Genomic DNA, 13,321 nt, shown 5'->3' with positions numbered 1-13,321 from the left:
TTTCTTTTAAGCTTTTAATCTAATACCCTTATCTAACAAATACCAACAAGCGTAATATAGTATAAATGTAAAAGCCACTATCGCTCCGAATGCGTAATATGGATTAACTGTAGAAACTCCCAAAAATCCAAATCTCACAAAATCAACTATATAAAATAATGGATTACATGATGAAATGAAATGCCAAAATCCGGTAAGATTGTTTATATTGTAAAATACTCCACCTAGGTATATTAGTGGCGTTAGAATAAATGTAGGGAATATCGTAGTATCATCAAACTTTTGTGAAAATATCGCATTTATTAATCCACCAAGTGAGAATAATGCTCCACAAAATATAAATCCAGCCAACACTAAAGGTACATTATGAATAACACTAAAGCCACCTAATAGAAATGCTGCAATACTAACAAATATACCGACTAAGAAACCTCTAAATATACCACCAGAAATATATCCAAGCACAATCACATGATTACTAACAGGCGATACTAATAGCTCTTCGATAGCTTTACTAAATCGGATACCAAAAAAAGAACTAACTACATTACCATATGAGTTTTGAATCACTGCCATTATTATCAAACCTGGTGTAATGTACTGCATATAAGTAATACCATCATCCATCATACCTATACGTGAGCCTACAACCTTACCAAATATCAAAAAATATAAAATTATTGTAATTACAGATGGTAATAATGTCTGCGGCCAAATTCTAAAAACTCTTTTACATTCACGGTTAAAAATCGTGATATATGTTATCCAAAAATCTCTTAAACTCATAAAATCACCTACTTATTTCTAGCTACTTCTATAAATAGCTTTTCTAGTTTTGCTTCTTTTGAACGCACATCTAAAACATCTAAATCATATTTACTTGTTAATTCAGCAAATATCTCATTAAGCACCACACCCTTAGTAACTTCAACCTCGATTGTATAGTCATCTATTTTTTTGACTTCACCAAGATCTAATTTCAATTCATGCTGACACTTTTCTTTAAGATCAAAAATATAAGTATGCTTATCAGCTGACTTTAAAAAAGTCTTCATATCAGTATTAACACATAATTTACCTTTATGAATTAGTGCGATATGTTTACACATTGACTCAGCTTCTTCTAAATAATGTGTTGTAAGGATAATTGTCAAACCTTCTTTGTGAAACTCTGAAATCATTTCCCACAATGAGTTTCTAAGCTCAACATCAACACCTGCTGTTGGCTCATCAAGGATAAGAAGTTTAGGTTTATGTATAAGAGCTCTAACAACCATTAATCGTCTTTTCATACCACCAGATAAAAATCTGACTTGAGTATTTCTTTTCTCATAAAGATCTACTTTCTTTAAGAGCTCTTCAGCATAAGGTATAGCTTCTTTTTTAGAGATACCAAAAAAACCTGCCTGTGTAACTAAAATATCCATAGGCTTCTCAAAGATATTTAGATTAATCTCTTGAGCCATTACGCCTAGATGCTTTCTCGCTTGGATATAATCTTTATCGATATCATATCCAAAAATTTTTATTTGCCCTGAAGTTTTGTTTACAAGTGATGATATCATCCCAAGAGTTGTTGATTTACCAGCACCGTTAGGTCCTAAAAGAGCAAAAAAATCGCCTTTTTTAACTTCAAAGCTAATATCATCAACCGCTTTCAAACCACCTTTATAAACCTTGGTAAGATTTTTTATTTCTAACGCGTTTTGATTGTCCATAATAATTGATTATTTAGAAAAATATTTGCATATTATAGCACTTAAGATTTTTTTTTTGGAAACTTATAGGAGTAGCTGAAGATAAAAAAATTATAATTTCCTTAATTTGACAACCGCGACCTCATCTGCATAATCAGGCCTGTTACCATCTAAACCTTCTGCTAAAAGATAATAATCATTAACTGGCGCATTAGTACAGTTACCATCCATATCACACTTAGAACTCTCATTTGTCTCATCAGTCATCAATGAAGTAGATGCTGAAGTATACCAAGGATTATTCATCTTAATCACAGCTATTTCTCTGCCCTCATTTATTGAAATCACTGGAAAAGTGGCTTGACCTGAACCGTCACATGATACTACTATCTTTTCCTTATTCGAGATACTTAAAACTTTACAGTTTGGATCTATTGATGAGGCATTACCAAAGTACAATTCATTAATAAGATCTCCACTTACCTGTACTTCAAAATTTGCAGCCGCACATCCCAAAAATGGTACGAAAAATATAGAAGCAACAACCATTTTCTTAAAAGTATTTTTTTTCATTAACAAACTCCTTTACATTTTATATTAAATTAAAACACTTAAACAATTAAGCATCTCGACTATACATTATAATTTAATATTAATTATTTGATAGGTGTTTTTTAAAGTTCCTGAAATAAATAATAGAGATATTACAAACCTTTAATCTGAAAAATTCTAAAATAGCATCATCAATATACTAAAACCAACAACAACTATAAATATTGGTCGTACTAATTTTGAACCTTTAAGTATAACCATTCTCGAACCAGCAATCCCACCAAAGAAACTACCAATGGCCATTAACAATCCAAATGCTATATTTACCTGACCAGATAAAGCAAATACAGCTAAAGAAAATAGATTACTTTTTAGATTAAGAACTTTCGCGTATCCTGATGCCTGTAAAAATGTATAACCAAGAAAATAAACTATAGCGATAATCCAGAAATTACCTGTACCTGGACCAAAAAAACCATCATAAGCACCCAGTATAAAACCAAATATTGTAAAAAAAGTCATCTCTGACATTCTTTTTTTGCCCTCATTAACTCCTAAATTTTTATTCAAAATACTAAAAATAAAAATAACTATCAGAAGAATTGGAACCAAAGTATTCATAAAATCATTATGAATAACCAAAGTTAATATAGTACCTGAACAAGCACCGATAAATCCAGCTATAAGTCCTCTTAAAACTGTTTTAATGTTAATTAAGCCACTTTTATAATATTTCAACACTGCCATAGCAGTACCAATACTAGCCTGAAGCTTGTTTGTACCAAGTACTGTAACAATTGGCAAACCTGTCATACTTAATGCTGGTATACTTATTAAGCCACCACCTCCAGCTATAGCATCTATAAAGCTTGCCAAAAAACCCATAGCCACAATAAATATACACAAAAAATAAAAATGCTCTGAAAAAAATTCAACCATTTACAAACTATAACTGTATAAGAAAAACTCATTTAATATTACAATATATTTGATTGTAATACTGCTAAATAAATGCAAATTAGATCAACTTACTCTCACACAATACCTTTTAAGGAGTTAATGTTTATGTTTGATACAGATAATAGAAGCAAAAGAATACTCTTTATGTCACACTGTTTATTAAATCAAAATGCAAAATTAGATCATCTCGCATCTAGATCTGGTGCACTTCCTTTAGTGATGGGAGAAATAATAAATTCTGGAGTTGGAATTGTACAGATGCCTTGTCCAGAGTTATTAGGACTAGGGATTGATAGACAGTGTGTTAAAGATACTACTATTGATGATATTAAAAGTGAAAAGACAAGAGTTTCAAAACTTATGGCAAATCAAAAGCAACTGTGTGTAGATTTAGCCAAACACGTTATACTCCAGTTGAAACAGTATAAAAAATATAATTTTGAAATTGTTGGAATCCTTGGTGTAAATATGTCTCCAACATGTGGAGTTGAAACTACTTGGGCTGACGACCAAGAAGTAGTTGGTAATGGTATTTTTATCAAAACGCTAAAAGAAGAATTAGCTAAGGAAAATATACAAATTAATTTCACTGGTATAATACCTCCTCAAATAGAGGACTCAGTAAAGCGAGTAAAATCTTTTCTCAAAAAATAAATTCATCCTACTATAGTAATAAATGCAACGCGAGCCAAATAGTCGGATTTTCTGTATATGTAACCCAGTGCTTAGTATTTTTAGGGATAAATAAATGCTCTCCTTCATCTAAAATATAATCATTATTATCTAACCTAAGCTTTGCCATACCCTTAAGTACAATAACCCATTCATCATGACTCTGGATATATGGTTCATCGATAGGCGTAACCTGACCATAAGATATAATCTTTTCTATGTGAATATTATCACTTTTTAGAAGATCTACAAAAATCTCGTTATTAGATGTACTAGGAATTACATCGAATAGATTTATACATTTTTTCATAAATTATACTCTTATAGTTTAAAGACTTCACAAGTGTTTTTATAAGTCTGCTTTGCAACTTCATCGTACGAGAAACCTTTTAGATCCGCCAAAAATTGTGCTACATATTTCACATATTCCGGATAGTTTGGCTTACCTCTTAATGGCACAGGTGTTAAATAAGGCGCGTCAGTCTCAATTAATATTCTATCAAGAGGTAATTTCTTAGCAGTTTCTTGAATATCTTTAGCATTTTTGAAAGTTAAGATACCAGAAAATGATATATACATCCCCATATCTAAAGCTTTTTTTGCCATATCATAGTCTTCTGTGAAACAATGTAATATGCCTCCACAACCTTCAACATTTTCAGATTTTAAAATATCCAAGGTATCCTGTTTAGCAGATCTAGTATGTATTATTACAGGCTTTTTAACATCATTAGCTGCTTGCATATGATTTACAAACTTTATCTTCTGCGCCTTTTTCGTCTCCTCGCCATTGTAATAATAATCTAATCCAGTCTCTCCTATAGCAACACATTTTTTATGTTGTGAGCGAGCTATGATATCATCAACACTTGGTTGATATGAATCAAGCTCACTAGGATGAACTCCTACAGAATGATATACATTATCAAAGTTTTCTGTGATCCTCTCAATATCAGCAATTTCATCCCATGCAACAGCTATTGAAACAATTTTTTCAATACCTGCTTCTTTAGCATTATCAATAACCTTCTCAAGGCTTATATCATCTAATTTTAGGTAATTTAAATGACAGTGTGAATCTATTATCATAATCTAGGGATTTGCGTTATTTAACTATTGCTACAATTATAAATTATTGAGAATACAAAAACTATTTATAGAGCAGAACTATTTTTGAAGAGTTTCTTTGACGTTATCCATTTTCAAAATTATCCATACTACTAGGATAATTTGTGCCAATGCTGCTGTCACCACGACATGATAATATGTTTGCGTAAAAACATTTAGGAATCTATCCAACCAATGATGACTAATATCATATCTATAATATAAATCATAAGTTATAGTAAATATAGTTAGGGCAAATGCTGATGAAATCATATTTCCTGAACTTTTGAGTGTATTGACACTATCTAACTTATTTTTATCAGCCACAGTATACATCACTGCATTTGATGATGTCTGATATAAACCTAACACAAATCCATACCCCATAGCAACAGCACAAAATGTAATATAATTATAGTGAATATCAAATAAAATTGAGATTAACATCACTGAAGATACACCGAGCAAGCCTAACACCATACATGTTCTATAACCATAGAAATAAACTATGTGTTTAGCAGTTTTTTTAGAAATAATAGTACCAATCATCAAACATACGGACATAATAGATATGTATATAGTATTCAAATGGCTCAGATGATACAAAACAACAGGCCACGCAAAAAACACCCAATAAGTTGTTAGTCTACACAAAAAATTTGAAACAAAGGCTATCGTAAAATTTTTATTACTAAAGATACTTAAATCAATTATTGGATTTCTGATTTTTTTGTATGTAATCGCATATAAAGATATCGATACAACTACACATATAGCAATATATATCTTAATTGACAAGTCGATCTCTTTTAAGAGAGTCTCACTTAGTACAAAAAGTGCTGATATTGAAAAACCTAACAGACAAAGACCAACAAAGTCAATTTTCTGCTTTTGATTATTTGATATTTGTTTGGGGAAATATTTATATATAGCTACAACTGCAAAGCAGGCAAATGGCACTTGCATCACAAATGCCAAACGCCATGACTCTGGTGATATAGATGCAAAAACACCTCCTATAATCTGTCCAGATATAGCCATTATCAAAGTATAATTAGATAATGAAGCTGTTCCCTCAAGCATATTCTCCGAAAGCTTTAAGTAAGCAAGCATTGCTACAGGCGCTGAAAATGCTGCAAATAAGCCCTGAATTGCTCTGAATGTAAAAAGCTGAGTATCAGTCATCGCTAACCCAGATAGCAATGAAAATAATCCAAAACCAGATGCTGCAAACATTAATGTATATCTAAAGCCAATCTTCTCAGCCATCCATGAACTAAGAGGCAGAAACATCCCCATAACAATCATATAAATACTAATACCCGTCTTTAGAAATTCAGGTGTAGTATGAAGGCTTTCCGCTATCTTAGGTAAGATATTATTCATAACAGTTGTATCAATAAGATCCATACCCATAATCGTTATGATCGCTATTAATACAATATTAAAGTTAGGTTTTTTCATACACTAATTCTCTTTTGTATATAAAATTTATGAGATAGAAACATTGTGAAGGTATAAGTCGAGTACTTATAATAAGGTGGTGCCGGAGGCCGGACTCGAACCGGCACTCTGTTGCCAGAACCGGATTTTGAATCCGGCGCGTCTACCAATTTCACCACTCCGGCAAGAGTAGTATTTATATTCTATAGATCTTCAGGCCAATTATCAATCATTGTTCCTAAAGATAAACCAAGTTCAGATAATTTATCTTTGATTTCTGTCAATGACTTCTTACCAAAGTTTGGCGCTTTAAGAAGCTCATTCTCAGTTTTTTGTACAAGTTCACCAATCAATCTAATATTAACAGCTTTTAGACAGTTTGAAGATCTTGCAGTAAGATTTAGTTCTTCAACATGCTTAAGTAAAAGAGGATTTATATCTTTAGTAGGATCTTCTACAAAAATCCCTTTATTTATCTCTTCAACATCAACAATGTTTCTCAGCTGATTTTGTATCTTTGTAGCTGCTATTCTTAGAGCTTCTTCACAGCTGACATTACCATTTGTTTTAATGTTAAGCTCAAGCTTATCTAAATCTGTACGTCTACCTACACGAGCATCTTTGATCTCATAATCACAGAAAGATACCGGAGAAAACGCTGCATCTAAAAGAAATTCTTCATTTTTGAAGTTCTCTTGTGCTTGTCTGTAGCCAATACCCTTTTCTACTTTAGCTTCGATCTTAAGTTTTTTGCCACCATTGTAGCTACAGATAAAAACTTCTTCAGTAATTGCTAAACCTTCGGATAACTTAGCTTCTTCTGAAAAGACTTCTTCTTCTGAACCAGATAGCTCAAAAGTAATTACCCCTGTATCAACACCTTCTGCTAAAGTCACAGGCAGTGATTTGACATTTAAGATAATATCAGCAACAGTCTCATCACACGGAATCACATCTTCCAATGAAGTAACTTTTCCATCATTAATCTTAACACTAGTGACACATGCACCATGTATAGAATAAAGCATAGTCTGCTTAAGTGCGTAGCCAAGTGTATAGCCAACACCTCTCTCTAGAGCTTCAAAAGAAAACTTAGTAGCATTTTTCGCATATTCATCAATTTTAATATTAGTAGGATGTAGTAAATTTTCCAATGCCATAGCAGTATAAAACCTAGTTATAATTTTATTAGATATAATTTAATTCCAAAGATTATAACATACAAATATAGAATTTTAATAGCTTAATTATAACTTCTTGATTTTGTTTATACTATCTAACTTCATTTTTATCTTCGACTCAAAACCAGCTGTATTTGGAGTATAAAAAGTTTGACTAATATTTTTTGGCAAATATTGTTGTACTACATAAGCATTTGGATAATTATGTGGATATAAATAATTACTATCTTTATAGTTCTTAAGATGCTGAGGAACTTCAATATTGCCCAAACTTTTAACAATCTGTTGGGCATCTGCTAGCGCCTTATAGCAAGCATTACTTTTGGGTGCTACTGCTAAATATATAGCTGCCTGCGACAAAACCAACCGCCCCTCTGGCATACCTAATTTTTCATAAGCATTCCAAGCATCTATGGCGACTCTCAAAGCTTGAGGATCAGCATTACCGATATCTTCAGAAGCTATACACAACATTCTTCTAGCGATAACTAGAGGATCAGCCCCATTATCTAACATTACACTCAGCCAAAATATAGCCGCATCAGGATCTGTACCTCTGACAGACTTGTGAAAAGCCGATAGTTGCTCATAGAACTCTTTACCTTCACGGTGAAAATCTCTTGATGCCTCACCTACTGCCCGATCAAAAAGATCCTTATCAAGATGAATAGTGTTAGTTCTATCACTAATTAGAAACATCCTCTCAAGCAAATTTAAAATTTTACGACAATCACCTTCACTATAGTTGTGTATAGCATTGTATAAATCATCATCAATTTCAAAAGAATGTTTTGCTAATAATTCATCCTTGGTTATAGCTCTTTGAATAAGCTTACGGGTCTCTGAAATATTCAGCCTTTTCAATCGTAAAATAAATACTCGCGAAACTAGAGCATTATTTAAGTAATATGTTGGATTTTCAGTAGTTGCTCCAATTAAAATAATTTTGCCAGACTCAACATAAGGTAAAAGTAAATCCTGTTGTGATTTATTAAATCGATGAATTTCATCTAAAAATAGTACAAAACTACCTAAATGTTGATTATCTGCGATTATTTTTTTAACATCTTTAACACCAGAATCAACTGCAGATAGCTCAAAAAATTCTAACCGCTTAGAACTAGCTATAATTTTAGCTAAAGTAGTTTTACCAACACCTGGTTTTCCACATAGTATTAGCGAGCAAATCCCATCACCAGCCAAAATTTTTGTTAATGATCCACTTTTTGATAGTATATGCTCCTGACCTATTACTTCCTCAATACTCTGAGGTCTTAATCGAGCTGCCAATGGAACATACTTCATCTAAATAAATCCTTTTTTGATTTTTAGCTAACGCTCTTAATTATTCTAATCTATAACAATCTTATACTTACGTTTAACAAGCTCGTATAGCATACCTTCACGCACTGCGCCATTAGACAACTTCATTTCAGAAATTCCAAGACAATCAAAAATAGCATACAAAATTGCTACTCCTCCAGCCAAAACGCTCTCTCTATCCTCTCTCAAGCCCTCAAAGCGAATATGCTCAACCTCTCGCTTGTCCATCATCATTGTAATTAGATTGTTTAAGAATTCTTTGGTAACAATACAATCTCCAGTAATCTCTTGGCAGATTCCGACCACGGCAATAATAGTTCCTGAAGAACCTAAGACATTGCTCCAGCTTATTTTCTTATATTTACTTAAAATAGGAGAGAGTATTTCTTTTGCCATAGCAGTAGCTGCATAGAAATTAGCAAAATCAAGCTTCTCATTACTAAAGTGATCCTTTTGCATACCTACACAGCCCATATCTAGACTACGAGCAATTAATATCTTATCACCTCTACCAATTACAAGTTCGGTGGAGCCTCCTCCGATATCTATAACTAATGTTTTTTGCTTTGCATCGTGATTATCTCTAGCCCCAACATAGACCAGACGTGCCTCTTCCGGACCAGAAATAATCTTAATTTTCGTCCCTAAAGCTTTATCTAATTTCTTTTTAAAACCTTTTATATTATTTTTAGCTTTTCTAAGAGTATATGTGCCCACTGCTTTTACATGCTCAACTTTATATTTTTGAATTTCTTGAGCAAAAAACTCCAAGCACTCAATAGCTCTTTCTTGAGCATCTTTACTAATTGTTAGATTATTATTAAGACCTGCTCTTAGCTGTACTTTTTGCTTTTGTTTTGATAATGTAACAACCTCGCCGTCAGGCTTGATTTCACTTATCAGCATATGAAAACTATTTGAACCTAAATCTACTGTTGCGACTATCTTTGACATACAAAACAAAAGCTTATTTTTATAACTATCCCCATTATAAAAAAATATCTGTAAAATAGCTAAAAAAATTTGTCTAAGAAGTTTTTTTGTTTATAATAACTAACAATTAGTTTAACTTCTTATAAAATTATCAAAATACAGCAGAAGCTTCTGCTTAATTCAGTTTTAGAATCAAAAAACTTAAAGGAAAATCAAAGCATGTCAAAATGTATCGATATATTAGATAGCCAGTTCGAAAGCGAAGTATTAAATAGTGATACTCCAGTATTATTAGATTTTTGGGCTCCTTGGTGTGGTCCTTGCAAGATGCTTTCTCCAATACTAGAGCAAGTTGCTGAGCATTATGGCGACAAAGTTAAAGTATGCAAAATAAATATCGATGACAACGAAGAAACAGCAATGAAATTCGGTGTGCGTGGCGTACCTACTCTTATGGTTTTCAAAGATGGCGAAAACAAAGAAACTAAAGTTGGTGTAGTACAAAAAACTCAATTAATCTCAATCGTAGACAAATATCTATAATTAGTTAGATCAATATTATTTTTTTATAAATAGAGAATCAAATGAACTTAAATGAATTAAAGTATAAATCTGTTAATGAGCTAATGGATATAGCTCAAAGTCTAGATCTTGAATCACTTCGTGCAAGAAAACAAGAACTTATCTTCTCAATTCTTAAATACCATGCCGATAAGGGTGAAGATATATATGGCGAAGGTATCTTAGAGGTTCTACAAGATGGCTATGGCTTCTTGAGATCTTCTGATAGCTCATATTTTGCATCTCCAGATGATATCTATGTTTCACCTGCTTTTATCAGAAAGCTAAATCTAAGAACTGGTGATAGTATTGTTGGTAAGATTCGCCCACCTCGTGATAATGAAAAATACTTTGCAGTAAAGCATATTGACAGTGTTAACTTTGATTCACCAGAATTAGCTAGGAAAAAAATCTTATTTGAAAACTTAACTCCTGAGTATGCTAAAGAAAGGCTAACTATGGAAATAGGGAATGGTTCAAATGAAGATATTACGGCAAGAGTCATCGACTTAGCTGCTCCATTTGGTAAAGGTCAGCGTGGTCTAATTGTTGCGCCTCCAAAAACTGGTAAAACAATTATGATGCAAAATATCGCAACATCAATTGCTAAGAACCATCCTGAATGTAATCTAATCATGCTACTGATCGATGAGCGTCCTGAGGAAGTTACAGAAATGCAACGCTCAGTGCGTGGTGAAGTAGTAGCATCTACTTTCGATGAACCTGCAGCTCGTCATGTCCAGTTAGCTGAAATCGTAATTGAAAAAGCAAAAAGACTGGTTGAACACAAACAAGATGTAGTAATTCTACTTGACTCAATCACAAGACTTGCACGTGCTTATAACACTGTATCACCAGCTTCTGGTCGTGTACTATCTGGTGGTGTAGAGGCGAATGCTCTGCAAAAGCCTAAGAGATTCTTTGGTGCTGCGCGTAATACTGCTGAAGGTGGTAGCTTGACAATCATTGCAACAGCTCTTGTAGAGACTGGCTCTAAGATGGATGAGGTTATCTTTGAGGAATTCAAAGGTACTGGTAACATGGAACTTCATCTTGATCGTAAGATTGCAGAGCGTCGCGTATTCCCTGCTATTAGTTTTGATAGATCTGGTACGCGTAGAGAAGAGCTTCTTACAACTCCTGAAGAACTACAAAAACTTTGGGTACTACGTAAGATTCTTGGTGGTATGGAAGATGTTCAAGCCATGGAGTTCCTAACAGAAAAAATGAAAGGTTCATTAACTAATGAAGAGTTCTTCGAGACTATGAAAAGAGGCGCTATTTAAACCTAGGTCAATTTTTTATCTATCAACCTATTTTATCTTTTTATCATTCTTGAAATCAAATTCGACAGGATTAAATTCAAATAGAAATCTAGTATTATTAGCTAGTATGTGAGTATTAGTGAGTATCATTAATCAAATCAACACAACACTGATTTAGTTTCTTAGCTGACTCTTCAGTAGTAGCCTCTGTATAGCATCTTAACTCCGGTGCATTACCTGACGGCCTAAGATGAACAATATCTTGATTAGTCATAGTTACTCTAACACCATCTGTTGTATCGATATTTTCAATGCTATTTTTACCATCAAAATGCTGAGATATAACCTTATCTAAAAGATCTGACTCGCCAGCTAATATTGATTTCAGGATTTCTTGGCTTTTTTCAGTGGCAAAATCATCAATCTTGCTACTTGCTGTATATCGAGATGGTAAATCAAATAAAAGTTCTGAGACTGTTTTATTCGCATTAATAGATAGCATCATCACAGCAAGCATAGGTATCACAGCATCTCTTGTAGCTAATGCTTTTAGAACTTTGCCATCTCTTGATATATCACTAGCTAATAGAAATCCACCATTTGCTTCATATCCAACTACAGCATTTTGATTATTAATAAGTAGCTCATTCATTGCAGCAATTACATATGGTGAGCCTATCTTAGTTCTAATTACATTATTAAAATAACCTATTTTTTCTGCTACACTATTACTACTTACCGGTGTCGCGATAACATCAGCTTGAAGATATTTAGCTGTCAATACACCTAAAATATCGCCTTTTAACCAGTTACCATGCTCATCACTAACCAGAGGCCTATCAGCATCGCCATCTGTTGATACAATACTATCAATTTCATACTCATTAGCCCACTGTTTTGCAAGCTTCACATCTTCTTGACGAATTGCTTCAGTATCTACTGATACAAATCTCTCTGAGAATCCTAGTAAGATAACCTTTGCACCTAACTTTTCAAGAATTTCTTTGACTATCCTACGCCCTACAGATGAATGCTCATACAATCCAATAGTCTTACCCGACAAGCAATTTTGTGGGAAGAAATCTAAATATCTATCCACATACTGTATATGTGCTTGATTACAGATTTTTGGTAGTTCTATTTTTTGCAAAAACATGTCATTTTTATCAAAAGTAGCATCATCAACCGTAATCGCTTGGCTAACAATCATTTCCTCATCTTCTTTGAGAACTTCTCCATAAGGAGTATTAAATTTGATACCATTTCTATCTTCTGGAATGTGGCTACCTGTAACCATAACTGATGGTATTTGATTAGATATACCATATAGCATCACAGCTGGAGATGGGATCTCTCCACAATACACTGGTTCATAGCCACTATCTTTGACTGCCTTAATCACAGCCTTAGTTATCCGAGGACTACTATCACGCAGATCATGAGCTATAGCAATCTTTGAACCTTTGGTTATTGAGTACTTCTGCTCCAAAAACTGAATAAAAGCCTTAGTATATAGCCAACAAATTTTATCGGTCATTGCTACAACTAAACCTCTAACCCCACTAGTACCGAACTTCACACCACTAGAGTTAATAACATCTTTTATAACTACTTTTTCCACACAAAT

The 13,321-nt window shown here is 33.1% G+C and carries 14 protein-coding genes and 1 tRNA gene; 3 read left to right on the top strand and 12 right to left on the bottom strand.

The genetic code is table 11. The annotated features are described in order from the left end of the window. Positions 1–6 precede the first annotated feature (6 nt). The 4 genes from FTPG_RS04850 to FTPG_RS04835 all read right to left on the bottom strand — a co-directional run bounded on the left by FTPG_RS04850 (position 7) and on the right by FTPG_RS04835 (position 3,188). Positions 7–786, bottom strand: a complete 780-nt coding sequence (locus tag FTPG_RS04850; protein ID WP_004287308.1) for an ABC transporter permease — start codon at positions 784–786, stop codon at positions 7–9. Positions 787–794: 8 nt separating this feature from the next. Further along, positions 795–1,718 carry an ABC transporter ATP-binding protein gene (locus FTPG_RS04845; protein ID WP_004287307.1) on the bottom strand — a complete coding sequence of 308 codons (924 nt, stop codon included), beginning with the start codon at positions 1,716–1,718 and terminating at the stop codon, positions 795–797. A gap of 90 nt (positions 1,719–1,808) precedes the next feature. Then, positions 1,809–2,270 (bottom strand): hypothetical protein, encoded by a 462-nt coding sequence (locus FTPG_RS04840; protein ID WP_004287306.1) that lies wholly within the window; start codon positions 2,268–2,270, stop codon positions 1,809–1,811. A 156-nt stretch (positions 2,271–2,426) separates the two neighbouring features. Next, complete coding sequence (locus FTPG_RS04835; RefSeq protein ID WP_004287305.1) at positions 2,427–3,188, bottom strand: TSUP family transporter; 762 nt, start codon at positions 3,186–3,188, stop codon at positions 2,427–2,429. A 126-nt stretch (positions 3,189–3,314) separates the two neighbouring features. On the opposite strand from FTPG_RS04835, the gene FTPG_RS04830 reads away from it, so the two are divergent. Further along, positions 3,315–3,863: a CD3072 family TudS-related putative desulfidase gene (locus tag FTPG_RS04830; RefSeq protein ID WP_035722424.1), complete on the top strand. Its 549-nt coding sequence runs from the start codon at positions 3,315–3,317 to the stop codon at positions 3,861–3,863. A gap of 10 nt (positions 3,864–3,873) precedes the next feature. Here the strand turns inward: FTPG_RS04830 and FTPG_RS04825 are convergent, their stop codons facing one another. The 7 genes from FTPG_RS04825 to FTPG_RS04795 form a co-directional block, all read right to left on the bottom strand. Beyond that, positions 3,874–4,191 (bottom strand): cupin domain-containing protein, encoded by a 318-nt coding sequence (locus tag FTPG_RS04825; protein ID WP_004287303.1) that lies wholly within the window; start codon positions 4,189–4,191, stop codon positions 3,874–3,876. Between the two features lie 11 nt (positions 4,192–4,202). Then, positions 4,203–4,970 carry a TatD family hydrolase gene (locus FTPG_RS04820; protein ID WP_004287302.1) on the bottom strand — a complete coding sequence of 256 codons (768 nt, stop codon included), beginning with the start codon at positions 4,968–4,970 and terminating at the stop codon, positions 4,203–4,205. A 78-nt stretch (positions 4,971–5,048) separates the two neighbouring features. Beyond that, complete coding sequence (locus FTPG_RS04815) at positions 5,049–6,452, bottom strand: MFS transporter (protein WP_004287301.1); 1,404 nt, start codon at positions 6,450–6,452, stop codon at positions 5,049–5,051. A gap of 77 nt (positions 6,453–6,529) precedes the next feature. Further along, positions 6,530–6,616 (bottom strand) — tRNA-Leu (locus FTPG_RS04810). Positions 6,617–6,634: 18 nt separating this feature from the next. Continuing rightward, positions 6,635–7,591, bottom strand: a complete 957-nt coding sequence (locus FTPG_RS04805) for a DNA-directed RNA polymerase subunit alpha (RefSeq protein ID WP_004287300.1) — start codon at positions 7,589–7,591, stop codon at positions 6,635–6,637. Between the two features lie 87 nt (positions 7,592–7,678). Then, positions 7,679–8,917, bottom strand: a complete 1,239-nt coding sequence (locus FTPG_RS04800; protein WP_004287299.1) for an AAA family ATPase — start codon at positions 8,915–8,917, stop codon at positions 7,679–7,681. A 45-nt stretch (positions 8,918–8,962) separates the two neighbouring features. Next, complete coding sequence (locus FTPG_RS04795) at positions 8,963–9,889, bottom strand: Ppx/GppA phosphatase family protein (RefSeq protein WP_004287298.1); 927 nt, start codon at positions 9,887–9,889, stop codon at positions 8,963–8,965. A 198-nt stretch (positions 9,890–10,087) separates the two neighbouring features. Between FTPG_RS04795 and trxA the strand changes: the two genes are divergently transcribed. Further along, positions 10,088–10,411 (top strand): thioredoxin, encoded by a 324-nt coding sequence (gene trxA, locus FTPG_RS04790; RefSeq protein WP_004287297.1) that lies wholly within the window; start codon positions 10,088–10,090, stop codon positions 10,409–10,411. A gap of 41 nt (positions 10,412–10,452) precedes the next feature. Next, positions 10,453–11,715: a transcription termination factor Rho gene (rho, locus tag FTPG_RS04785; protein WP_004287296.1), complete on the top strand. Its 1,263-nt coding sequence runs from the start codon at positions 10,453–10,455 to the stop codon at positions 11,713–11,715. Between the two features lie 115 nt (positions 11,716–11,830). Here rho and FTPG_RS04780 read toward each other — a convergent pair whose 3' ends face one another. Further along, positions 11,831–13,315, bottom strand: a complete 1,485-nt coding sequence (locus FTPG_RS04780) for a phosphomannomutase (protein ID WP_004287295.1) — start codon at positions 13,313–13,315, stop codon at positions 11,831–11,833. Between the last annotated feature and the right edge of the window lie 6 nt (positions 13,316–13,321).

It is taken from the genome of Francisella philomiragia subsp. philomiragia ATCC 25015 (genome assembly GCF_000156715.1).
GTDB lineage: Bacteria > Pseudomonadota > Gammaproteobacteria > Francisellales > Francisellaceae > Francisella > Francisella philomiragia.
This window is presented reverse-complemented; position numbering and strand designations above follow the sequence as displayed.